Source organism: Massilia violaceinigra, from assembly GCF_002752675.1.
In the GTDB taxonomy this organism is placed as follows: Bacteria; Pseudomonadota; Gammaproteobacteria; order Burkholderiales; family Burkholderiaceae_D; genus Telluria_A; species Telluria_A violaceinigra.
In genome coordinates, this window is record NZ_CP024608.1 from 3,930,669 (window position 1) to 3,951,890 (window position 21,222).

At 65.4% G+C, this 21,222-nt stretch carries 19 protein-coding genes and 1 pseudogene; 16 read left to right on the forward strand and 4 right to left on the reverse strand.

The annotated features are described in order from the left end of the window. Window positions 1-30 precede the first annotated feature (30 nt). Window positions 31-1,575 (forward strand): 2-isopropylmalate synthase, encoded by a 1,545-nt coding sequence (locus CR152_RS17585; RefSeq protein ID WP_099876486.1) that lies wholly within the window; start codon window positions 31-33, stop codon window positions 1,573-1,575. Between the two features lie 5 nt (window positions 1,576-1,580). After that, on the forward strand, window positions 1,581-2,261 hold the full coding sequence (locus tag CR152_RS17590; RefSeq protein WP_099876488.1) for a hypothetical protein: 681 nt from the start codon (window positions 1,581-1,583) through the stop codon (window positions 2,259-2,261). A 111-nt stretch (window positions 2,262-2,372) separates the two neighbouring features. Here CR152_RS17590 and CR152_RS17595 read toward each other — a convergent pair whose 3' ends face one another. After that, window positions 2,373-3,113, reverse strand: a complete 741-nt coding sequence (locus CR152_RS17595; protein WP_157778566.1) for a hypothetical protein — start codon at window positions 3,111-3,113, stop codon at window positions 2,373-2,375. 299 nt (window positions 3,114-3,412) lie between these two features. On the opposite strand from CR152_RS17595, the gene CR152_RS17600 reads away from it, so the two are divergent. Both CR152_RS17600 and CR152_RS17605 read left to right on the forward strand, forming a co-directional pair. Beyond that, on the forward strand, window positions 3,413-4,195 hold the full coding sequence (locus CR152_RS17600) for a substrate-binding periplasmic protein (RefSeq protein WP_157778567.1): 783 nt from the start codon (window positions 3,413-3,415) through the stop codon (window positions 4,193-4,195). A 228-nt stretch (window positions 4,196-4,423) separates the two neighbouring features. Beyond that, window positions 4,424-5,542: a glycoside hydrolase family 18 protein gene (locus CR152_RS17605; RefSeq protein WP_208640139.1), complete on the forward strand. Its 1,119-nt coding sequence runs from the start codon at window positions 4,424-4,426 to the stop codon at window positions 5,540-5,542. A 119-nt stretch (window positions 5,543-5,661) separates the two neighbouring features. Here the strand turns inward: CR152_RS17605 and CR152_RS17610 are convergent, their stop codons facing one another. Beyond that, window positions 5,662-6,165, reverse strand: coding sequence for a hypothetical protein (locus tag CR152_RS17610; protein ID WP_099882442.1), 504 nt, complete (start codon window positions 6,163-6,165; stop codon window positions 5,662-5,664). Between the two features lie 177 nt (window positions 6,166-6,342). Here CR152_RS17610 and rpsO point away from each other — a divergent pair, with 177 nt between their 5' ends. The 3 genes from rpsO to CR152_RS17625 all read left to right on the forward strand — a co-directional run bounded on the left by rpsO (window position 6,343) and on the right by CR152_RS17625 (window position 9,378). Beyond that, window positions 6,343-6,612, forward strand: coding sequence for a 30S ribosomal protein S15 (gene rpsO, locus CR152_RS17615; RefSeq protein WP_054263682.1), 270 nt, complete (start codon window positions 6,343-6,345; stop codon window positions 6,610-6,612). A gap of 164 nt (window positions 6,613-6,776) precedes the next feature. Then, complete coding sequence (gene pnp / locus CR152_RS17620; RefSeq protein WP_099876498.1) at window positions 6,777-8,894, forward strand: polyribonucleotide nucleotidyltransferase; 2,118 nt, start codon at window positions 6,777-6,779, stop codon at window positions 8,892-8,894. Between the two features lie 88 nt (window positions 8,895-8,982). Then, on the forward strand, window positions 8,983-9,378 hold the full coding sequence (locus CR152_RS17625; protein WP_099876501.1) for a DOPA 4,5-dioxygenase family protein: 396 nt from the start codon (window positions 8,983-8,985) through the stop codon (window positions 9,376-9,378). Window positions 9,379-9,385: 7 nt separating this feature from the next. Here CR152_RS17625 and CR152_RS17630 read toward each other — a convergent pair whose 3' ends face one another. Next, window positions 9,386-10,186 (reverse strand): isocitrate lyase/PEP mutase family protein, encoded by an 801-nt coding sequence (locus CR152_RS17630; protein ID WP_099876503.1) that lies wholly within the window; start codon window positions 10,184-10,186, stop codon window positions 9,386-9,388. Window positions 10,187-10,507: 321 nt separating this feature from the next. Between CR152_RS17630 and CR152_RS17635 the strand changes: the two genes are divergently transcribed. The 8 genes from CR152_RS17635 to CR152_RS17670 are packed head-to-tail and all read left to right on the forward strand — an operon-like array spanning window position 10,508 to window position 18,477. Then, complete coding sequence (locus tag CR152_RS17635; RefSeq protein ID WP_157778568.1) at window positions 10,508-11,110, forward strand: hypothetical protein; 603 nt, start codon at window positions 10,508-10,510, stop codon at window positions 11,108-11,110. A 58-nt stretch (window positions 11,111-11,168) separates the two neighbouring features. Continuing rightward, window positions 11,169-11,894, forward strand: coding sequence for a hypothetical protein (locus CR152_RS17640; protein WP_208640140.1), 726 nt, complete (start codon window positions 11,169-11,171; stop codon window positions 11,892-11,894). A 5-nt stretch (window positions 11,895-11,899) separates the two neighbouring features. Further along, window positions 11,900-13,219 (forward strand): hypothetical protein, encoded by a 1,320-nt coding sequence (locus CR152_RS17645; RefSeq protein WP_167399907.1) that lies wholly within the window; start codon window positions 11,900-11,902, stop codon window positions 13,217-13,219. A gap of 10 nt (window positions 13,220-13,229) precedes the next feature. Further along, a complete protein-coding gene (locus tag CR152_RS17650) occupies window positions 13,230-15,377 on the forward strand; it encodes a carboxypeptidase-like regulatory domain-containing protein (RefSeq protein WP_099876510.1) in 2,148 nt (715 codons plus the stop codon). Between the two features lie 13 nt (window positions 15,378-15,390). Further along, window positions 15,391-16,464: an aminotransferase class I/II-fold pyridoxal phosphate-dependent enzyme gene (locus CR152_RS17655; RefSeq protein ID WP_099876513.1), complete on the forward strand. Its 1,074-nt coding sequence runs from the start codon at window positions 15,391-15,393 to the stop codon at window positions 16,462-16,464. Next, entirely contained in the window at window positions 16,448-17,089 is a 642-nt protein-coding gene (locus tag CR152_RS17660) for a hypothetical protein (protein WP_099876517.1), read from the forward strand. Before CR152_RS17655 ends, CR152_RS17660 begins: the two co-directional genes overlap by 17 nt. A 36-nt stretch (window positions 17,090-17,125) precedes the next feature. Continuing rightward, complete coding sequence (locus tag CR152_RS17665; protein WP_157778569.1) at window positions 17,126-17,755, forward strand: hypothetical protein; 630 nt, start codon at window positions 17,126-17,128, stop codon at window positions 17,753-17,755. Then, a complete protein-coding gene (locus tag CR152_RS17670) occupies window positions 17,752-18,477 on the forward strand; it encodes an amidohydrolase family protein (protein ID WP_099876522.1) in 726 nt (241 codons plus the stop codon). The genes CR152_RS17665 and CR152_RS17670 overlap by 4 nt, the downstream gene beginning before the upstream one ends. A 765-nt stretch (window positions 18,478-19,242) precedes the next feature. Here CR152_RS17670 and CR152_RS17675 read toward each other — a convergent pair. After that, complete coding sequence (locus tag CR152_RS17675) at window positions 19,243-20,607, reverse strand: sigma-54-dependent transcriptional regulator (RefSeq protein WP_099876525.1); 1,365 nt, start codon at window positions 20,605-20,607, stop codon at window positions 19,243-19,245. 404 nt (window positions 20,608-21,011) lie between these two features. On the opposite strand from CR152_RS17675, the pseudogene CR152_RS34240 reads away from it, so the two are divergent. Further along, window positions 21,012-21,134 (forward strand): annotated as a pseudogene (locus CR152_RS34240) (OsmC family protein); the annotation flags it as partial. Between the last annotated feature and the right edge of the window lie 88 nt (window positions 21,135-21,222).

The window sequence follows — 21,222 nt, forward strand, 5'->3', positions numbered from 1 at the left end:
CCCGCCTTACACTAGCCCAATGGAGCCGCCATGACGAATTCGAATCGCCTGATCATTTTTGATACCACCCTGCGCGACGGCGAGCAATCGCCCGGCGCATCGATGACCAAGGATGAAAAGGTCCGCATTGCGCGCCAGCTGGAGCGCATGCGCGTCGACGTCATCGAGGCCGGCTTCGCGGCCGCCTCGCCGGGCGACTTCGAAGCCATTCGCGCCATTGCCAGCGCCGTGCGCGAATCGACCATCTGCTCGCTCTCGCGCGCCAACGACCGCGACATCGCGCGCGCCGCCGAAGCGCTGGCGCCGGCCGAACGCAAACGCATCCACACCTTCATCGCCACCTCGCCTCTGCACATGCAGATGAAGCTGCGCATGGAACCGGAACAGGTGCTCGAGCAGGCCAAAATCGCCATCCGCTGTGCGCGCCAGTACACCGACGACATCGAGTTTTCGCCCGAAGACGGCAGTCGTTCCGACGAAGACTTTCTGTGCCGCGTGCTCGAAGCGGTGATTGCCGAAGGCGCCACTACCATCAACTTCCCCGACACCGTCGGCTACGCCGTGCCGGAGGTGTTTGGGGCCACCATCAAACGCCTGCGCGAGCGCATCCCCAACTCCGACAAGGCCGTCTGGTCGGTCCACTGCCACAACGATCTTGGCCTGGCGGTCGCCAACTCGCTGGCCGGCGTGATGATCGGCGGCGCGCGCCAGATCGAATGCACCATCAACGGCCTGGGCGAACGCGCCGGCAACACCGCGCTCGAAGAAGTCGTGATGGCGCTGCGCACCCGCAGCGACCACTTCGGCCTGGAGTTGGGCATCGACACCACCCAGATCGTGGCGGCGTCGAAAATGGTGTCGCAGATTACCGGCTTCGCCGTGCAGCCGAATAAGGCCGTGGTGGGTGCCAACGCCTTTGCGCACGCCTCCGGCATCCACCAGGATGGTATTTTGAAGGCGCGCGAAACGTACGAGATCATGCGCGCCGAAGACGTGGGCTGGGCCGCCAACAAGATCGTGCTGGGCAAGCTCTCCGGCCGTAACGCGTTCAAGGAACGCCTGCGGGAACTGGGCATGGAGCTCGAATCCGAAGCCGAAGTCAATGCCGCCTTTGCCCGTTTCAAGGAGCTGGCGGACCGCAAGTCCGAGATCTTTGATGAAGACATCATGGCGCTCGTCTCGGACGAAGAGCACGCGCAGGAAGACGAGCATTACCGCTTCGTGTCGCTGTCGCAGCGCTCCGAAACCGGCGAAATCCCGACCGCCAAAGTGGTGTTCGCGATCGGCGGCAAGGAGTTCGCATGCGAAGGCGAGGGCGATGGCCCGGTCGACGCCACCGTCAACGCCATCGAAAAGGAAGCGGCCAGCGGCGCCGAACTGGTGCTGTTTTCGATCAATGCGATCAGCAACGGTACCCAGTCGCAGGGCGAGGTCACGATGCGCCTGTCGCGTTCGGGCCGCATCGTCAACGGCGTTGGGTCCGATCCGGATATCATCGTCGCCTCGGCCAAGGCTTACCTGTCAGGGCTGAACAAGCTGCACTCGAAGATCGAGCGCGTCAACCCGCAGCAGTAGCAGGCATGCGCCTGTCCGCACTGTTCGTCGCTGGTTTGTGCGCCGCCGCCGGCGGCGTGCAGGCCAGCTCCTGCACGTTCGAGGAAATCCACTGGGCCCGCACCAGCGCCACCGGCGAGATCCTGGTGCGCGCGAGTTTCGGCACCGTGCGCAGCCTTGACCATGGAAAGACATGGCGCGACGTGACCGGCAAGCTCGCCGACCGCAGCGATACCGTGGCCGCCGGTGGTGGTGAATCCATTGTGTACACCGGCAGCGACGGCGTGCAGTACGCCACCCGCAGCACCAATCATCGCCGTCATCTGGTGCGCAAGGCCGCTGCTGGCGCGCCCTGGAAACGGCTCGAACTCAATTACGCCGGCACTGCCGCCCCGTATAACGCGGTGCTGGTGGGTGCGCAACAACGCACCCTGTACTTCATCGGCGGCGTCGATTCGCAAGCATCGCCGGTGCGCCCGAATGCCTTGTACCGCGCCAGCGCTGGCCGTGCCGAGAAGCTGGTGGACCTGGACGAAGCCCTGGCCGAAGGCGCGCGCGCCTTTTTCATCAGCGACGACGGCAGCATGGCGTACGCCGGACCAAACAAGCTTTGGGTCAGTTTTGCCGCAGGCGCCAACTGGATCAACATCGACGGCCAGTCCCTGACCAAGCTGCCCTGGACGTTGTGCCACAAAACGCGCATGTGACGGCGCGCACGCATGCCTGCCGCCAGCTGGCGGCATCCTCGCTCGGCCCCGCCGCGCTTCGAGGACTTGTCGACCTCCCGAATGAACTTGAATGCCTTCTTCGCCAACGGCCTACCATTTCTGCCTGGTGGCCGCCTGTTCGCTCGGTTCGCAGGTGGTCGTCTTGTGCTGGATGCCGTTTTTCATGGTGTCCAGGCCATCGGGCGCGTGGTTCGATTCGACCGTGATGCAGTAGGTGCCGTCGGCGCCGACCACCCGGTAGCGCCGCCTGCTGTACGGGCCGGGATCGATAATCTCGGTCACCTTGGGCGCCTCATACCGGCGGTTGGGTACGGCGTCGGCCGCTGCCTGCAAACCCTGGGCCAGCCGGGTTGCCCCGTTGGTCACAGGCGCCGTGATCGGCTGCCCCGGATGGGCCTTGCGTAAATCCTGATCGATTTTCCCGATGCCGCGTCTGGCCTGCCGCATGATCTCGGCCGCGCTTGGCGCTGGCGTGGGTGGCGCGTCCTCCGCCGCCACCTCGGCCGGCTGTTCGGCCGCAGGCTGGGCGGGGGCTTGCATTGGCGGCGCGGCGGGGGCAGGGCGCGCCGCCGCAGCAGCCACGCCAACCGTTTTTCTCAGGTCTGGCGGCACCGGTTTTGGTGCCGGCGTGTCCGCCTTCTTCGGTTGCGGCGTGATCGTGACCCACTGGATCGTCTGGACTGGATCGTTGTCGACCGGGGGGATGCGCCGGGCATATTGCCAGCCCACGATCAGCACAGCGTGCACGAGCAAGGTCAGCGCGAAAGCGGTGGTGTGGCGCTTGTCTGGAGTTGGCGCGAAGGTGAGGACCATGGCAGCAAGTATAGCCATGGTTTCGCTGGCGTAACAGAGGTGTGCTTTCCTGTTTTCATCGCTTCGCGAAAGTGGCGCCTGGCGGTACCAGTGGTGCCGCCAGGCGACCTGCGCTGCGGCACCGGGGAGTTTGAACGGCACATCATTTCGACAGCCGAGGCTGACGCAGCCGGCGAAGAAGGTGAACGGTTTCCGGGGACACGCAAGCCGACACAGCTTCCCCGCCAGTCGTGGTTAAATGGGGGTGGTGATTTTCGGTTCCTTCAAAGCGACTTGGGGAGTGGCGAACGGATGGCGATGTTAATGGCGGTATGGTCATGCGGCTGAGCTATCTGTTTCTGTTGCCGGCGCTGGCGCTGGCGCTGCGCCTCGCGCATGGCGCTGAAACCGTGCAGCTGGCGACCTACTATGAATACGTGCCGTGGTTCGTGCCAGGCCAGCCTTCCGCCGGCCTCAACGCCCGGCTAGCTGGCAAGCTCAACAGCCTTTCCGGCGGGCGCTATCACTTTGAATCGGTCTATATTCCGCGCCGGCGGCTCGATGTGCTCTTGCAAAACGGAAAGGTCGCCATCGTCGTTCCCTGGGTGCATCCACGCTTTTTTGACGATCCCGGACGTACGCGCTATCTCTGGACCGGCGCCCTGATGAACGATGAATCGCTGGTGGTCTCGCCGCGCGCGGCGCCGCTGGAGTACAACGGGCCGGACTCCCTGCGCGGCAAGCGTTTCGGTGCCCCGAGCGGGCACCGCTTTCCCGACCTGGACCCGCTGATTGCGGCCGGCGAGATTACCCGCGTCGATGTGCCGCAAATCAAGAATGCGCTACAGATGATCGTCTCGAACCGGCGCCTGGACTTTACCATTGTCGACCGTTCCACCCTGGACGCGCTCAGGAATGATGCCTTCATGGACCCGGCGCTGCTGCATGTGGCGAGCCGGCCCAGGACGGCATCGTACGAGCGCGGCATCCTTGTGCCGCTCGATCAACCCGAGCTGTATCGCTTCCTGCAGGGCGCGGTCGATGCCTTAAGGCGCGAGCACAACTGGCTGGCGCCGCATAAGCGCTTGCCGGACAAGCGGGCTGTCACGGCCGACAAATAGGAGCCTTGGTGTTTATCCGGAAGTTTTTATCGTCGTCTGGCCCCGCTCCAGAGAGGTCCGATACGGGCCACGACTGAATTGACGAGATGCGCGAACAGCGGATTGCGCCGTGGCGCCCAGGATGTCACGGCAGTTCGGCCGGCGGTATGGCACATCCCGCCGTTTTCCACTCAGCCAGCGCGCAGCCCGTGCGCTTCCTGAGCCACCACCACGATACGGAGTGCGACTATGCCATGGACTAAAGCGGTCAATACAGCAGTAGCGGCAGATGCCTGGAATTGCCTGGTAAGCGTTATGCCAGACTGCACCCCCGAGCAAGCGCGCCGACACGCACTTCTTGACCCGACTATTGCTTACTTTTTTCACTGCCGCGAGCCGATGCTGGTCTCCAATCCCGCATGGCCGTCACCGCGACAATTGAATGCCGGTGATTGCGCCTTCTTCACCGGAACGCCTTCACCCGGCAGTGCGCCGCAGGCGGACGCTTACACCAAGACCGGGATGAGCATTGCCTACGTGAATCACCTTAGCCCGGAGAATCTGCTGAAAGTGCTGTGCTACGTCGACACTGACGGCAATGCCGCAGTGGATGTAGTCTGCATCTTCGCGGCAAACCTCAATGCGACGCTCCCTCCTGATTACACGGCGCTTGCGCCCCGCATCACGCCCCCGCCAGGCGGAACCTACGCCTGCGCCAACGAGCGAACGCTCAACACCTTGAATTCGGGTGCCATCGCGACCTTGCAACTGCGTGGAATCACAGTGCTGTTAACATTCCTGGGCAACAACGACGCCGCTGGCTGGAGCAATTTTCCCACTGCCGAACTGGCGGGTAACTTCGTCGATCAGCTGGCCCATGTGGTCAGCACCTACGGCCTGGATGGCATCGACATCGACGACGAATATTCCGATCGACCGCCGTCGCCGGTCATGCCGCTGGTAACGGTGACAAGCATGATCAAGAAGGCCATGCCCGACAAAATCCTGTCCAAGGCGCTGTTCCAAGACCTCGACGCGTTCCAGCCTGTTTATAACAACATGACGCTTGGAGAGACGCTCACCTACGGTTGGGAGATGAGCTACGGCGGCGATCCCGCCTCGCGTCTTAGTCCGTACACGGAATTCATGAAGCCGGCCACGTTGGCCCTGGGCTTCGAGGCGCCGTCGGGGTTGCCTGTCGCGCGTACCGTTGAGTGGCTCAAGGAGGGCGGGTACGCCGGCGCGATGGTCTATGCGTTCGAGATGGATGACGACGCGAATTTGCTCGGCGAGCTCATCATCAAATGGTGCGGACCCGACGCGTGGTGCAAGTCGGACCAGTGCGCCGATGGTACGGCGCCTGGCTGATCTCATCGTCCTTGCGGGGCCGCCCGGATCACGGCGGGCGCATACCCCGCAGCGCGCGGCGCGCGTGCAAAGCCGCCGCGCGGCTGGAATGGCGGCCTTTCTCCGCGCCCGGTTTTGCCTCAATCGCGGAAAAACCCGCGCTTCTCTTCATACATCGGATCCGGCCCGCTGATCATTTTCCTGACGATGCCGGCGCGGTCGAAGTGCACATGCATCATCGAATTCCACACGCCGCTCTCTTTATAGCGGTATGACCACACCTCCAGGTCCGACAGGGCCAGATACGAGCGCTCGGCCGGGCGTCCCACCGTCGCCATCACATCGGCCCTGGTCGACTTGTCGATCTTGATGCGCCCGAATCCCACGTCGCCCAGCACCTGCTCGAACGCGAGCAGCTTGCCATCCGGCCCCATGCGCGCCATCCAGGTGAACTGGCCGTACGGTCCGGTCGCGTATTCGAGCACCTGGCCCGATGGCAGCGCGTGGACCGTGGTCGGCTCGCCGAACTTGGCGCGCACCACCTCGAGCGTGTCGCCCGGCACCGGCGGCGTGCGCATCATCGCGGCGCAGCCGCCCAGTGCCAGCAGCGCGCTCAGAATTGCAGTTTTGACTAGTTTTCGCATAAAAACCACCTTTGACAGGACCAAAACGCCATCATGCACCACCTTGCGCCAAGCGGCACTGGCAGCACGCCGGGTTTTCGCATATACTTGCGGGTCTGGCCGTTTTGGCCGGTTCATCAATCGAAGTTCACGGTGTGTCGGGTTGCGACTCGTGCACCGCATGTGAAAGGTATCATCATGACCGTAGAAAACATCAACAAAGCCGCGATCATCGCGGACAACGCCCGTGCGCAAAACGACACCGGCTCCCCTGAAGTTCAGGTCGCTCTGCTGACCGCACGCATCAACGAACTGAACGGCCACTTCAAAGCTCACGCTAAAGATCACCACTCCCGCCGTGGTTTGATCATGATGGTCAACCGTCGTAAGAGCCTGCTGTCCTACCTGAAAAGCAAAGACGCAACCCGTTATCGCGATCTGATCGCTAAACTCGGCCTGCGCAAGTAATTTTTGCGGATTCAAGTTTATCAAGAAATGCCTGCGCAGCTTGCTGTCGCGGGCATTTTGCATTTTTAGTCCCGAAAAAGTAGTAAAGGCAGCAAGCAATGTTGCCTGTGGTGAGGTGGACGACAGCGCCTGAAAATCTGTCGGCAAATAGAAAGGGATTACCCATGTTTAATAAAGTTACGAAAACCTTCCAGTACGGCCAACATCAAGTTACCCTGGAAACCGGCGAAATCGCCCGTCAAGCCTCCGGCGCCGTCATGGTGTCGATCGAAGACACCGTTGTCCTGGCTACCGTGGTTGCGCGCAAAGACGCCAAGCCAGGCCAGGATTTCTTCCCGCTGACGGTCGATTACGTCGAGAAAACGTACGCAGCCGGTAAAATCCCAGGCGGTTTCTTCAAGCGCGAAGGCCGTCCTTCCGAGAAAGAAACCCTGACCAGCCGCCTGATCGACCGTCCGATCCGCCCGCTGTTCCCAGAAGGCTACCTGAACGAAGTTCAGATCATCATCCACGTGCTGTCGGTCAATCCTGAGATCGATCCGGACATCGCCGCCATGATCGGCGCTTCGGCTGCCCTGTGCGTCTCCGGCATCCCGTTCAGCGGCCCGATCGGCGCCGCGCGCGTCGGCTACGCCAACGGCCAGTTCATCCTGAACCCGACCACCACACAGCTCAAGACATCCGAGATGGACCTGGTCGTTGCCGGTACCGAAACCGCCGTGCTGATGGTCGAATCCGAAGCCAAGCAACTGTCCGAAGAAATCATGCTCGGCGCCGTGGTCTACGGCCATGACCAGATGAAAGTCGTGATCGATGCGATCCACGAACTGGTACGCGACGGCGGCAAGCCGGAAGTCGAATGGACCGCTCCCGCCAAGAACGAAGCGCTGATCGCCCGCGTCAAGGAACTGGCTGAAACGAACATCAACGAAACCTACCAGATCAAGGACAAGGTTGCCCGTACCGCCAAGCTGAAAGCATCGTTCCAGGAAGTCTACGCCGCCCTGGCCGCTGACGCTGCCGCCACCGGCATACCGCAGCCGGACAATGTCGATGTCGGCAACGTCCTGTTCGACATCGAAGCCAAAGTCGTGCGTTCGCAGATCCTCAATGGCGAGCCACGCATCGACGGCCGCGACACCCGCACCGTGCGTCCGATCGCGATCCGCACCAGCATCCTGCCACGCACCCACGGTTCGGCCCTGTTCACCCGCGGCGAAACGCAAGCGCTGGTCGTCGCTACCCTCGGCACCGCGCGCGACAGCCAGAAGATCGATGCGCTGATGGGCGAGTACACCGATGACTTCATGATGCACTACAACATGCCTCCGTTCGCCACCGGCGAAACCGGCCGTGTCGGTACCCCGAAGCGTCGCGAAATCGGCCACGGCCGCCTGGCCAAGCGCGCGCTGATCGCCGCCTTGCCCAACCCTGAAGACTTCAGCTACTCGGTGCGCCTGGTATCGGAAATCACCGAATCGAACGGTTCCTCGTCGATGGCTTCCGTCTGCGGCGGCTGCCTGGCGCTGATGGATGCCGGCGTGCCGATGAAAGCGCACGTGGCCGGTATCGCCATGGGCCTGATCAAGGAAGGCGGCAAGTTCGCCGTCCTGTCCGACATTCTGGGCGACGAAGATCACCTGGGCGACATGGACTTCAAGGTAGCCGGTACCGCCAATGGCATTACCGCGCTGCAGATGGACATCAAGATCATGGGCATCACCAAGGAAATCATGCAAGTGGCACTGGCGCAAGCCAAAGAAGGCCGCCAGCACATCCTCGGCGAAATGCAGAAAGCCATGCCGCACGTGAAAACCGAACTGTCGGATTTCGCACCGCGCCTGATCACCATCAAGATCAATCCTGAGAAAATCCGTGACGTCATCGGCAAGGGCGGCGCAGTCATTCGCGCGCTGACCGAAGAAACCGGCACCCAGATCGACATCAGCGACGAAGGTATCGTCACCATCGCGTCGGTCGACGCTGCCGCCGGCCAGGAAGCCAAGCGCCGCATCGAAGAACTGACCGCGTCGGTCGAAGTGGGCAAGACCTACGACGGCGTCGTGCTCAAGCTGCTGGACTTCGGCGCGATCGTCCAGGTCATGCCAGGCAAGGACGGCCTGCTGCACATCTCGCAGATCGCCAACGAGCGTGTGAACGCGGTTGCCGACTACCTGAAAGAAGGCCAGGCAGTGCGCGTCAAGGTCCTCGAGACCGACGACCGCGGCCGCCTCAAGCTGTCGATGAAAGCTGCTGAAGGCGCGGAAGCGGCTCCTCAGTAATCGTTGCCAAGCAACGCCTGTGAAAAACCGCCAGCGCGCAAGCCCTGGCGGTTTTTTTCACGCTGCCACTTAGAAAAGGATAAGGCTCATGGATGACCTCAGCGCCCCGTACCACGCCCACATTTACTACGACGACGCCACCCGCCCGCAGGCACTGGCCTTGCGCCAGCGTTTGCTCGACGCCAAACAGTCAGGTTCCATCGCCGAGCTGTTTTTTGTCGGTGAATTAAGCGACCACGCGGTCGGCCCGCACCCGCTGCCCGAATACGAGATCCACTACAGCGCCGCCATGCTGCCGGCGGTCATTGCGCTGCTTGAAGCGTCCGGCCTGCGCGCCCTGGTGCACCCGCTGACCGACGACGACGTGGCCGACCACACCACCCTGGCGCACTGGATCGGCGAGCCGCTGCCGCTCAAGCTGGAAACCTTGGACCCGCCCGGCGTGAACCAGGGCGTGGCGCGCTTCGGCAAGTCGGCCTTCTAGGCTGATCTTACTGCGTCATCAGCCGGTTCAGCGCTGAATAGCCCATTGGCGCATACGGCCCGGCAGCGACCTTGCCGCTGTCGAGGAATTGGCGGGTCAGGGCATCGACGCAGCCGAACATGGCCTCCGAGATGGCCGAGCCGGCGCTCAGGCGCCGCGCACCCAGTTGCGCCAGGCGCGCCGGCGCCGGCACGCCTTCGCGCAGCATCACGTTGAGCGGCAGGGGCGTTGCCTTGACCACGGCCGCGATGTCATCCTCGGACGTAATGCCGGGAACGAACAGGCCGCTGGCGCCGGCCGCTTCGTACAGGGCGGCGCGGGCAAGGACTTCCTGCACGCGCAGGCTCGCATCCACGCCACGCAAATAGACATCGGTGCGCGCATTGATGAACAGGTTCACGCCGCGCGCGTCGGCAACTGCCCGGATCGCCCTGATCTTTTCCGCCAGCAGCGCCGGCGTGCCGCCGCCATCTTCGATATTGATGCCGACCACACCAGCATCGATCAGTTCCCCCACCAGCGCCGCCGCCTCGGCCGGATCGGCGCTGTAGCCATCCTCCGCATCGACCGTCAGCGGCAGGGAACTGACCCGCAGAATCGCCTTGACGGACGCCATCAGCAGTTCGCGCGGCAAGGTGCTGCCATCGGCGAAGCCGTGCGACCAGGCGACGGCGGCGCTGCTCGTGGCCAGCGCCTTCGATCCCGCCGCCGCGGCAATGCGCGCACTGCCGGCGTCCCCGCAATTGGACAGCATCAGCAGGCCATCGGCGTGCAGCGCGTGAAACAGAACATCATTACGGACTTGCATCGTTTCTCCTTCGTGAACGTCAAACCGGGTGCGCCCAAGCACAAAACGCCTGTTGCGCTATCGATATCACTATACCGGTTCCACGAAAAATAGTTCGGCATGCCCTCTGGAGGGAAGGGGGATGCGGCGCTTGCGAAACGCGTTTCGCCGTACCGGCCCCGAACGACGGCTTGCACGAAACGCGTTTCGGCGCCGCCACCGCCAAGCTGGCCGGTTGCCCGGTGCGCGCGCTGGCACAGCCCTTGCGATAGATGGATCAGGACGCGCAGCAGCAACAACCATTCTTCCACGCGCATCCACCACTAACCAGAGGGGCTGCCCGTGAACCGTCGCCTGCTTGAATACAGTCCGGTCTTCGACATCTTGACCAACGCCGCGCCGCGCGCGCAGGCGCAGCAATTCGAAGCAGGCCCGCTCTCCGACGAAAGCGCCGACCTGGCACTGGCCGCCGAACTGCTCGAAGCGTCCGACCCGGCCGACCTGCGGCGCGTGCTAAGCCGCGCCATCGCCGGCGCCGGCGTACTCGGTGCGCGTGTGGCCCGCTCGCCTATGGGCCCATTGCTGGTGGCCGAACTGCTGCGCGCCGTGCAGCCGATCCTCACGCCGCAGCGCCGCCTGCCGCATGGCGCCAGCGCCAAGACCGTGAGCATCAACCTCGGTGCGCGCATGTTCGGGCTCGAACTCGAAGGCTTGAGCCCTGAGGACAAGGAATTCGTCCTGGCGCGCCAGCTGGTGCGCCTGGCCGACGAAGCCGCGCGCCACGCCGGCAATGCGCGCAGCGCGTCGCCGCAGTCCGCGCGCGCCGCCGTGCAGGCCGCCGCGCGCCAGATTGCCCCGGGCTTGCTGCCGCATGTGCATGCGCAGCCGGCACAACAGGGACGCTGGACCCGCCAGGCAGGCCGGCTGGTTCTTCACGATTGCTGATCCGGACGGATTGTCCATCCGGGCATTTTGTTGTTTCACTCTTCTTTGGGAGCGCATCATGCATGACATCGACCGCACGACAATGGAATATGGCCAGGAAACCTCCAGCTACGAAGGCGAACAGTTCGAATTCGGCCAGGGAGAGTGGAGCGGCGAATCGGGCCTGAACGAACAGCAGGAGGCCGAATACGCGCAGGAACTGCTGAACGTGAACAGCGAAGCGGAGCTCGACCAGTTCCTGGGCGACTTCATTCGCAAGGTCGGCGCCACCGCCGGCCGCGTGATCCGCTCGCCGGTCGGGCAGGCGGTCGGCGGCGTGCTCAAAGGCGTGGCCAAGAAAGCGCTGCCGCTCGCCGGCGGCGCCATCGGCGGCTATTTCGGCGGCCCGCTGGGCGCCAAGATCGGCAGCGGCCTGGCCTCGGCGGCCGGCGGCGCGCTCGGGCTGGAAGGCGAAATGAGCGGCGAAGACCGCGAGTACGAAGGCGCGCGCCAGTTCGTGCGCCTGGCCGCCGACACGGTGCAGAAGGCATCGCAGGCCCCGGGCTCGGGCGACCCGCGCATGATCGCCCAGAATGCGGCAACGGCCGCGGCGCGCCAGCATGCGCCAGGCCTGCTCGGACGGGGCGCTGCCGGCGGTGGCTGCGCGAAATGCAGCGGCGGCGGTGGTGCGGGCCTGGGCGGCGCTGGCATGTCGTCCGGTGGTGGCCTGGGCGCCGGTGGCGGGCGTGGCGCCAGCGGACGCTGGAGCCGCCAGGGCAACAAGATCGTCATCTACGGCGCCTGACCGCCATGAGCCCCTATGCCGCGTCGCTGCTCGAACAGGAAGCGCGCTCCCTGCAAACCAGGCTGGCGCGGGTCCGCCCCTTTGCCCTGATCGAGCCCATGGTACCGGCGGCGGCGCTGCTGCCGACGGCGCAGGCGGCGCTCGAACGCTACCTGGTCACGGGGCGGCGCGAGCTGCAGGCGCTGGTCGCGGCTTTCCAGCACTGGCTGGCCGGTGCGCGCGAAACCGCCAGCGCGGCCGAGGCGCAGCGCCGCTTCACCTTCCTGCGCCTGAAGTTCAATGCCACGCTGACCCAGTTCGACCTGTTCAACGACGTCATCACCCAGCGCAGCGAGCACGAAAACGGGGTCTGGCTGTCAGGGCTGGACGCTGTCGCGGCGGATGCCTTGAGCCTGCCGGGCGACTACTACCGCCTGCCGCCCGTGGTCTGCTATCTCGACCGCGGGCCGGGCGCGGCGATCCGGCGCGCGCGCACCCGCCTGCCGGGCGGCGGCGAGAACCCGGTGGCGGTGGTGCGGGTTCCGCGCGAACGCATGATCGGCAGCGGCATCGCCTCGTCGCTGATCCACGAAGTCGGGCACCAGGGCGCGGCCCTGCTCGACCTGGTCAACTCGCTGCGCCCCGAACTGCAGGCGATGCAGCAAAGCGACCCGGCCCAGCGCGAGGTGTGGCAGTGGTGGGAACGCTGGATTTCCGAGATCGTGGCCGATTTCTGGTCGGTGGCGCGGGTCGGTGTGGTATCGACCCTGGGCCTGATCGGGGTGGTCAGCCTGCCGCGCGTGTTCGTGTTTCGCCTCAGTCCCGACGACCCGCATCCGATTCCGTGGATCCGCGTGATGCTCAGTTGCGCGATGGGGCAGGCCCTGTATCCGCATCCGCAATGGGAGCGCCTGGCCAATGTGTGGCACGACTACTACCCGACCGCGACGCTGGCGCCGGAAACGGTCGATCTCCTGGGGCGGCTGCGGCGCGGCATGCCGGCCTTCGTGGCGTTGCTGACGCGGCACCGGCCGGCCGCGCTGCGCGGCAAGACGCTGCCCGACGTGCTCGATGTGGCGGCGCGCCAGCCGGCCGCGCTCTCGGCCCTGTACGGGCGCTGGGAAGGCGCGCCCGCGCAGATGTACCGCGCTCCGCCATCGCTGGTGTTCGCGGTGCTGGGCCAGGCGCGTGCCGATGGCCTGGTCGGGCCGGAAGATGAAAACGTCCTGCTGGCCAAACTGCTGACGCACTGGGCGCTGAGCAGCACGCTCGACACGAGCTTCCTGTGCTCCTCGCTGGACGCGCGAGCGCCGGCGCTTCCCCGGGCACCTTTGACTTTCCACTGAGGAGAATGACATGAGCAGCAAGAACAATGTGAAGGAAGCCCGCGCGGGGTCGCTCGAAGTGACCGTGCACGAGGCCCAGACCGGCGCGCCGGTGTCGAACGCGATGGTCAGCATCTACCGCCACCCGTCCGGCGTCGGCAGTTTCGATGCGCCAAACTGGGCGCCGTCGCCGGCCATGCTGGAGGCCACCGCCCTCACCGGCAGCGCCGGCGATGCCACCGTGCCTAATCTGGCGCCGGGCAGCTACGTGGTGGTGTACGACCATTATCCGGTCACGGCGCCGCGCTGCGTGCAGGTCGATGGCGGCTGCCGCGCCGTGGTCTGCTTCCAGCTGGCGCTGGAACTGCGCGCCGAACTCAGATACGAGACGGTCGACTGCAACGCCAACACCTGCAGCGTGGCGCGCGTGTCGGACCGGGTGGTGGCGAAGATCTGCTTCAGCGACAACCAGTCCGCTCTCAAGCCCCACGTGCGGGTCACGCCCGCCCCCGAATGGAGCGTGCGTCCGGATGATCCCTACGAGTTCACGCGCGTGGTGCAGCATGCCGGCCCGCAGCAGTTCGAGGCGGTGCTGGGGTTCGCGCGTCGCTCCCTCCCCATGGCTGCTGGCCCCGGCCACATCGCCGTGGCCGCCGCTGCCGTTCCGCCGGCGCCAGGCGTCACCATGGACGCGGCGCCGCCGGCCCTGATCGGCATCCGCCAGGGTTTCGTGGCCGTCGAGCGCACGCCGACGCCGATCTCGGGCAGCATCGGCGTGTCGATGACGCGCACCGAGACCGAACCGACCGACGACTTGCCGCTGTGGACCCTGATCCGCAACAGTACCGATGCGATGTCGTTTACGAATTACCTGAACTTCATGGATGCGCTGTTCTGCACCCCGGCCAACCGCGGTGCCGGCTTCGAGGCCAAGAACCATCTGTTCGAGCAGCTGGGCCGGCACCGCGCGCTGCCGTTCACCGATTCGGAAGCTTACCGCGTGCTGAAGGTCGCCACCGAAGCGTTCGTGATGGTCAACTGCGGGGTGCTCAGCCAGCCGGCGCATTTCAATCCGGCCGCTGACAAGGCTTACCTGGACCGGCGCGACATCCCCGCCACGCACGACCTGGAGACCACCTTCAACGCCCATTATCTCGAAGAGACGGTCGACGGCACCAAGGTGCTGCCGTACCTGGCGATCATCCGGCGCAAGCTGCCCGACGTGCCGATGAACATCCTGCGCGGGAAGGAGGGCGAGGCCGATATGTGCTTCGGCATCGTCCAGCAAAAGCTGGCCAGTCCCTGCCTGCTGGAGCTGATCTGGTCCTACTGGCACGAAGAGGGCATGCTGGTGCAGACCATGCACGCGATCACCCAGCGCTTCCAGAACGTGCGCGCGCTGGGCCGCGACGATCCGCTCGCGAACCTGGAAATCGATCCCCTGCGACCGCTGAATAACCTGATCTGGGGTTACACGCAGGACGAACAGCATCGCCTCACCGTGGTACGGCGCAATTACGAGTACGACCACCATTACGGCGTGCGGCTCGACGGCAAGGCGGTCCAGCATTTCCGCCCGGCCGACACGCGCTCGAAATTCCTGGAAGCGTTCCACTACCTGCTGCGCCTGTGCACCTCGTTCTATCGCCAGGACGACGACACCACCGTCAAGGCGGACGCCTTCCCGGTCTTGAATGGCCTCAAGGAAGTGCACCTGATCCTGTCGCAGGGCGCGCACAACCAGTTCGGCGACCTGCCGTCGACGGCGCGCATCGAAATGCTGATGCAGCAGTGGATGCTGGCGCGGCCCGAGTTCCGCGAGTTCCTCCCGACCCGCGTCATGGTCGCCTATCCGGAACCGTGGATGGACCGGGTCGACGCCATGAAGAAGCTGCAGGGATGGTCCGACACCAGCGTGATGCACTTCCGCAGCCTGGCCATGTTCGGCGAACAGGTGCTGCTGTCGGTGCGCTACGGCGCCTGGAGCGATATCTACGAGCCGACCCAGGCCTTCAACTGGGCGCGCTTCTGGCGTCCGCAAATCCAGGGCTATATCCACGCCTACCGCGCCGCCACCGGGGTCGACCTGACGGACGACGCGCGCGACGCCAAGGCGGAAGGCACCTTGCCCTCGATCCTGCTGCGCAAGCGCCTGGACCAGCAAGCGCGGATGGCCTGAGCAAGCTCGCGACATGCTCGACTTTGCCAACGCCCTGTACCTGGGCCTGCGCCATCCCAGCACCGGGCTGGGGGAGTGGGATGCGCTGACCCTGGGGCGGCCCGCGGCAAGTGCCGATCCGCCGGGCGCGGCGCAACTGGCGGCGGCGCTGGCGCTGCTGTGCGGCTGCGAGGCGGCGACCCTGCTGCCATCGACCCTGCACCTGTTCTGCGATCTGTTCGAGCTGATGGCGCAGACACCGGTGGCGATCCTGGTCGACGGTGCCAGCTACCCGATCGCGCGGGCCGGCGCCGAACGCGCGGCGGCAAAGGGCACGCCGCTGACGGTGTTCGCGCATGGCGACGTGGGCGCGCTGCGCCGGCTGGCGCAGGTGGCGCGGCGCCAGGGGCGGCGTCCGCTGATCCTGGCCGACGGCTACTCGCCCGGCGCGGCCCAGGCGCCGCCGCTGGCAGCGTATGCGGCGCTGGCGCGCGAGGCGGGCGGCTGGCTGGTGCTGGACGACACCCAGGCCATCGGCCTGTTCGGTGCCGGCGGTGGCGGTTCGCTGCGCCGGCACGGCATCAAGGGGCCGCACGTGGTGGTCGGCAGTTCGCTGTCAAAAGCGTTCGGCGCACCGCTGGCGGTGCTGTGCGCCAGTGCGGACCTGGTGCGGCGCTTCGGGCAATCGAGCCAGGCGCGCGTGCATTCCAGCCCGCCGTCGGTGGCGTCGATCCGGGCCGCGCTGGCGGCGCTGCGCATCAACCGCGCGCACGGCGACCAGCTGCGGCAGCGCCTGTGGTGCCGCGTGGCGCAGTGGCGCGCCGGCGCGGCCAGGCACGGCATCGCGCTGCGTGCCAGCGGGTTTCCGGTGCAAACGCTGGCGCTGGACGGCCGCACCGACGGCGTGGCGCTGCACGCCTGCCTGCGCCGCGCCGGCGTCGACGCGGTGCTGCAGCGGGCGGGCACGCAGGCCACGCTCAGTTTCATCGTCACGGCGCGCCATGCGCCGGACGACATCGAACGCGCACTGGCGCTGCTGGCGGCCTGCCTGCGTGCGCAGGCAGCTTCAGTCGGACATACAAGGAGGGAGTATGAATACGGAATTTGAAATGCTGGAATTCGGGATGGAACAAGAGCGCGGCGCACGCCGTGGGGCGCCGGCGCGCGCGCCACGGCCCCCGATCGGGCGCACCTGGCCGGCCAGGCCGCCTGCGCCGCGCCGGCCGGCGTGGGGCGGCTGGCGCTACCCGGTGCTGGCGCCCTGGCCGGAACCGTATGGGTACGGCCCCGCGCCCGACGACGACGAGCCGCAGGATGAAACACCCAAGACCATCAAACCGGCACTCGACAAGATGGGGGGCGGCGCGCCACAGTACAAACGCATTGGCTCGCTGCGCGATGCGGTGCGCTCGCCGGACGCCAATGTGGCGGGCCTTTACCTGATCGAGTTCGATGGTCCGACAGGCAAGCGCGCCTACAGCGGCCAGAGCGATAGCGTGAAGCGCCGCCTCCAGCAGCATCTGCTGTGCGCCACCATACTGGGACTGGACGTGGCCAAACATACGGTCTTCGTCGCCAAAACCGCCATGAAGGACGACCAGCGCCGCGACCTGGAAAAAGACTTGCACAAAAAGATGGGTGTCAAGCCGAACCCGACCGGCACGAAAAAACCGACGCTGACCAACACGCGCACTGAGTTGGAGGCCGAGCTGTTCGGCGAATCCTGGCGCTAACGTTCGCCAACGCTTCATCAACCGAAGGAGATCATCATGCAAGAGTCAGGATGTGGTTGCGCCAAATGCCGCCAGGCGGCGGAAAGCGAACTGGAAATGCTCGAATTCGAAGCGCCCGGTCCGTTCGGGGAGCAGGAGGAAATCGCGCTGGCGATGGAATTGATGTCGGTCGCCAGCGAGGAAGAACTTGAACAGTTCCTCGGCAAGATGTTCAAGGGGATCTGGAAGGGCGTAAAAAAGGTCGGCTCCGTCATCGGCAAGGTCGCCAAGCCGCTCGGCGGGATGCTCAAGGGCCTGGCCAAGACCGCGCTGCCGTTCGTGGGCAAGGCGCTCGGCTCCTTCATTCCGATTCCGGGCGTGGGCACGGCCATCGGCGGCGCGCTTGGCGGCGCCCTGGCCAAGGCGCTGGAGATGGAAACGGCCGGCCTCGATGGCGAGGAGCGCGAGCTGGAAATGGCGCGCCGCTTCGTGCGCATTGCCGGCAGCGCCGCGCAGCAGGCCGGCATGGCGGGGCAGGGCGCCGACCCGCAGCGCGCCGCGCGCCAGGCCATCGATGCGGCGCTGCGCTCGCACCTGCCGCAATTACGCCAGCCATCGCCTTCCCGCGCAGGCAACAGCGGCACCTGGCGGCGCCAGGGGGGCGGCCAGATCGTGCTGGACTTATGATCATCGATTGCCACTGCCACGCGGGCGAGGGCGACGGCTTTTCCGGCCCATGGGACAGCGACGCCGGCCTCGAACGCTACCTGGCGCGGGCGCGCCAGGCCGGCATCGCGCGCACGGTGCTGCTGGCCGCTTTTCACTCCGACTATGCGCAGGCCAACCGCAGCGTGGCGCGCATCGTGGCCGCCGATCCGGGGCGCTTCTACGGCTTCGCTTTCGTGCATGCGCAGCGCGACCGCGGGCGGGTGCGCGCGATGGTGCGCGTCGCCGTCGAGGAGTACGGCTTCGTGGGCATCAAGCTGCACCGGCACGACGCGCGCATCTCGCGCGAGGTGTGCGAGACGGCGCGCTTCTTCCGCTTGCCGGTGCTGTACGACGTCACGGGCGAGGTGGCGGCGGCCGAGCTGCTGGCCAGCCAGTTCCCGGACGTAAATTTCATCCTGCCGCACCTGGGCAGCTTTGCCGACGACTGGAGCGCGCAGCTGGCGCTGATCGACCATCTTGCGCGCCACCGCAATATCTACGCCGACAGCGCCGGCGTGCGCCGCTTCGATCTGCTGGAGATGGCGGTGCGGCGCGCCGGCGCGCACAAGCTGCTGTTCGGCTCCGACGGTCCGTGGCTGCATCCGGGCGTGGAGCTGGCCAAGATCGGCATGCTGGGCCTTGCGCCCGACGACGAGGCGCTGGTGCTGGGCCAAAACCTGCTGCGCCTGATCGGGCATTGAGGACGTTCGTGCAGGGCGGGGCTCCTTGCGCGGTAATCCAGGGCACGGCAGCTGGCATCGAGACGTTGACGATCGCGGCGTTGAATGCGTCGATGATGCGCAGGTAGCAATTCCATTTGAATATTGACGTAATTGCATTAAGCGTAACATTATTGCAAGTTCGGTTCATATGCTGTGGCGGCGCAGCCAGTCGTTTACCCGTCAACGCAATAATAAGGAGTTCGGCCATGTCGCAATCGAGGTCATTGATCACGTTGGCATTTCTATCCCTGCTCGCATTAGGAAGGTGCAACAATAATGTTAAAGACAATGGGAATTTGGACAGCAACAAGAGTGCTATCGACACTTACGTGCCTTAGCACGATCCGCGCTTGCTGAAAGGTGAGCCAGTGAACGTCGAGGCGTCACCGGCCAAGGCGCAAGCGCGTCCGAAGGACGATGCAAAGTGATGCACTCCTCGCTTTTTTTCGACGGCGGCATGGGGCCGCAATGAAGATTGCGAAGGCGTTCCGGGTGTTCAGCCAACGCTGCCTCTCTTAATGGTGCGATGCGCCCCTTCACTTCTTTCGCGATTGCATATGGCAAGAGACGTCCCAGCCTTCGCCAATCGCGGCGAATTTCCCTGAGCAGGGCTGGTCTTCATGAGCCGGCGTCCGAATGCCTTACCCGCTCATCACGTGTGCGCGGAGCCTGATTGACGCTTGTGGCCTCGCCAGGTTCGAGGCCGCGCGAGCCGACGCGTACGGTGAAGCCGCAGGCGCGCGTTCAGTGGGCCTCGGCCCAGGCCTTCCTCCTGATCTGCAGCGCGCGGTCGGTCACGCCCAGGCGCAGCGCGGCGCGCTGGTTATTGTCGCCTTCCTGTTCCAGCACCAGCTGGATCGCGATGTCGGCCGCGGCCTGGCTGATGCGCGCCAGGCCGATGCGCAGATCGATGGCCTCGCGGATCGCGCTCTCGAAGCGCACATCGGGCCAGCAGGGGGCCACGGCACCGCGCGCTGGCCGCTCGTCGGGCGCCAGGTCGCCGATGGTGATCGGCCCGGGGCCGCTGTGGCGGTACCACAGGCGCGAGACGGTCTGGCGCAGTTCGCGCACATTGCCGGGGTACTGGCGCAGCAGCAGGAATTCGCGCACGGCGTCGTCGAATTCGCAGGCCACGCCCGGCCCGGCCAGCAGCGCCAGGAAGTGGCGCGCCAGCGGCAGCACGTCGTCGCTGCGTTCGCGCAGGGGCGGGGTGCGGCAGCGCCAGGCGGCGATGCGGTGGTACAGGTCGGCCCGGAAGCGGCCGTTCGCCACGTCTTCCTCCAGGCTGCGGTTGGTGGCGCACACCAGCCGGAAGCGCGAGTGCTGCCAGGTATTGCTGCCGACCCGTTTATAGGTGTGCTCCTGCAGCACGCGCAGCAATTGCGCCTGCAGCGGCAGGGGCAGCTCGCCCACTTCGTCGAGGAACAGCACGCCGCCGTCGGCCAGCGCGAAGGCGCCGTCGCGCGCGTTGGCGGCACCGGTGAAGGCGCCGCGCTCGTGGCCGAACAGTTCGCTGCCGGCCAGCTCGGGCGTGAGGGTGGTGCAGTCGAGTACAGTGAGCTCGCCGCGTCCGCCGAGGCGGTGGATTAGTTGCGCAATCTGGTCCTTGCCGGTGCCGGTTTCACCCGTGATCAGCACCGGCGACTCGGTGAAGGCGGCTACTTCGACCACGCTGCGCACCAGGGCGCGCCAGGCCGGGCTGACGCCGACCAGGCAGTTGCACACGGCGGGCGAGTCGGCCAGGCGCTGCAGGGCGTCGCGCCGCTCCAGGCGGGCCCGGACTTGGGCGGCGTCGCCGCTGGCGTCAGTCCAGCTGAGCACGTCGAAGGCACCGGCCTCCAGCAGGGCCCACATGTCGGCCGTGGCCGGCGCGCGCGCACCGACGGCGATGGCGAGCACGCTGGCGCTGGCGGCCAGGGTTCGCACCCGCTCCAGCACCGCGCTATCGACGCCGTCGATCAGGGCCAGGCCGAAGCCGGCCGGCACGGCGCCGGGCGCTTCCGGCTGCAGCCCGGCCTGTTCCAGCGCCGCCGCCACTTTGGCGCGCAGTGCCGCACTGACCGGTTCAAACGCGTGGATCCAGAGTGGGAGGGCCAGTCGGGCTTGCATGCGCGTCATTCTCCCGGTCAAAGAAAGTTGCACAATATTTGACAAGGCTCAAATTTCGCTGAGCCCGGATGGATATAAACCACTATACGTGCTCCTATCTGCACAAACTTTGATCTAGATCAATACAGGTTTTGTTGCGCAAAAGTGCAGTACATGGCACGAAAAATGCCGCCTGCCATGCGCGCACGCGGACCGATCCCGGACGAAAAAAACCGCCGAGGCATAGCCGGAGCGGTTGTTGCACTGCTGATGTAACCGGTTACGTCGGCAGCCGAAAAACTGCTTACTTGAGCAGGATGGCCAGAATCGGCGCTGTGCAAGGTTATCTTGCAGGCCTACCATTTAGTGGGTAGACTGCGTGCTCCGCCCACATTCGACTGCGAGAGCAGTTGCCGAAAAGGACAACCGATGCCTCCCGCGAGCGCGTCGAGGAACTGCATAAGGTCGTCACCAAAACCTCGGTTAACCTGGCAAACTTCTCCAAGGCTATCCGCATGGTGTCCAAGCTGGAGGTTCTTGAGGCATAATCGTCCACTTGTGTGCTTCGGTTGTTAATCTGGCAGCTGCCGGCAAAGTTCGGCCGCTGCTTTCACCAAAACCAACAACCCGATCCGG

Bases quoted from the DNA above. Each gene is read 5' to 3' on its own strand.
- CR152_RS17670 (WP_099876522.1), top strand. From the start codon at position 17,752: ATGATCATCGATTGCCACTGCCACGCGGGCGAGGGCGACGGCTTTTCC.
- CR152_RS17595 (WP_157778566.1), bottom strand. From the start codon at position 3,113: ATGGCTATACTTGCTGCCATGGTCCTCACCTTCGCGCCAACTCCAGAC.
- CR152_RS17675 (WP_099876525.1), bottom strand. From the start codon at position 20,607: ATGCAAGCCCGACTGGCCCTCCCACTCTGGATCCACGCGTTTGAACCG.
- CR152_RS17650 (WP_099876510.1), top strand. From the start codon at position 13,230: ATGAGCAGCAAGAACAATGTGAAGGAAGCCCGCGCGGGGTCGCTCGAA.
- CR152_RS17665 (WP_157778569.1), top strand. From the start codon at position 17,126: ATGCAAGAGTCAGGATGTGGTTGCGCCAAATGCCGCCAGGCGGCGGAA.
- CR152_RS17600 (WP_157778567.1), top strand. From the start codon at position 3,413: ATGCGGCTGAGCTATCTGTTTCTGTTGCCGGCGCTGGCGCTGGCGCTG.
- CR152_RS17660 (WP_099876517.1), top strand. From the start codon at position 16,448: ATGAATACGGAATTTGAAATGCTGGAATTCGGGATGGAACAAGAGCGC.
- CR152_RS17610 (WP_099882442.1), bottom strand. From the start codon at position 6,165: ATGCGAAAACTAGTCAAAACTGCAATTCTGAGCGCGCTGCTGGCACTG.
- CR152_RS17640 (WP_208640140.1), top strand. From the start codon at position 11,169: ATGCATGACATCGACCGCACGACAATGGAATATGGCCAGGAAACCTCC.
- CR152_RS17645 (WP_167399907.1), top strand. From the start codon at position 11,900: ATGAGCCCCTATGCCGCGTCGCTGCTCGAACAGGAAGCGCGCTCCCTG.
- CR152_RS17655 (WP_099876513.1), top strand. From the start codon at position 15,391: ATGCTCGACTTTGCCAACGCCCTGTACCTGGGCCTGCGCCATCCCAGC.
- rpsO (WP_054263682.1), top strand. From the start codon at position 6,343: ATGACCGTAGAAAACATCAACAAAGCCGCGATCATCGCGGACAACGCC.
- CR152_RS17605 (WP_208640139.1), top strand. From the start codon at position 4,424: ATGCCATGGACTAAAGCGGTCAATACAGCAGTAGCGGCAGATGCCTGG.
- pnp (WP_099876498.1), top strand. From the start codon at position 6,777: ATGTTTAATAAAGTTACGAAAACCTTCCAGTACGGCCAACATCAAGTT.
- CR152_RS17630 (WP_099876503.1), bottom strand. From the start codon at position 10,186: ATGCAAGTCCGTAATGATGTTCTGTTTCACGCGCTGCACGCCGATGGC.
- CR152_RS17585 (WP_099876486.1), top strand. From the start codon at position 31: ATGACGAATTCGAATCGCCTGATCATTTTTGATACCACCCTGCGCGAC.
- CR152_RS17590 (WP_099876488.1), top strand. From the start codon at position 1,581: ATGCGCCTGTCCGCACTGTTCGTCGCTGGTTTGTGCGCCGCCGCCGGC.
- CR152_RS17625 (WP_099876501.1), top strand. From the start codon at position 8,983: ATGGATGACCTCAGCGCCCCGTACCACGCCCACATTTACTACGACGAC.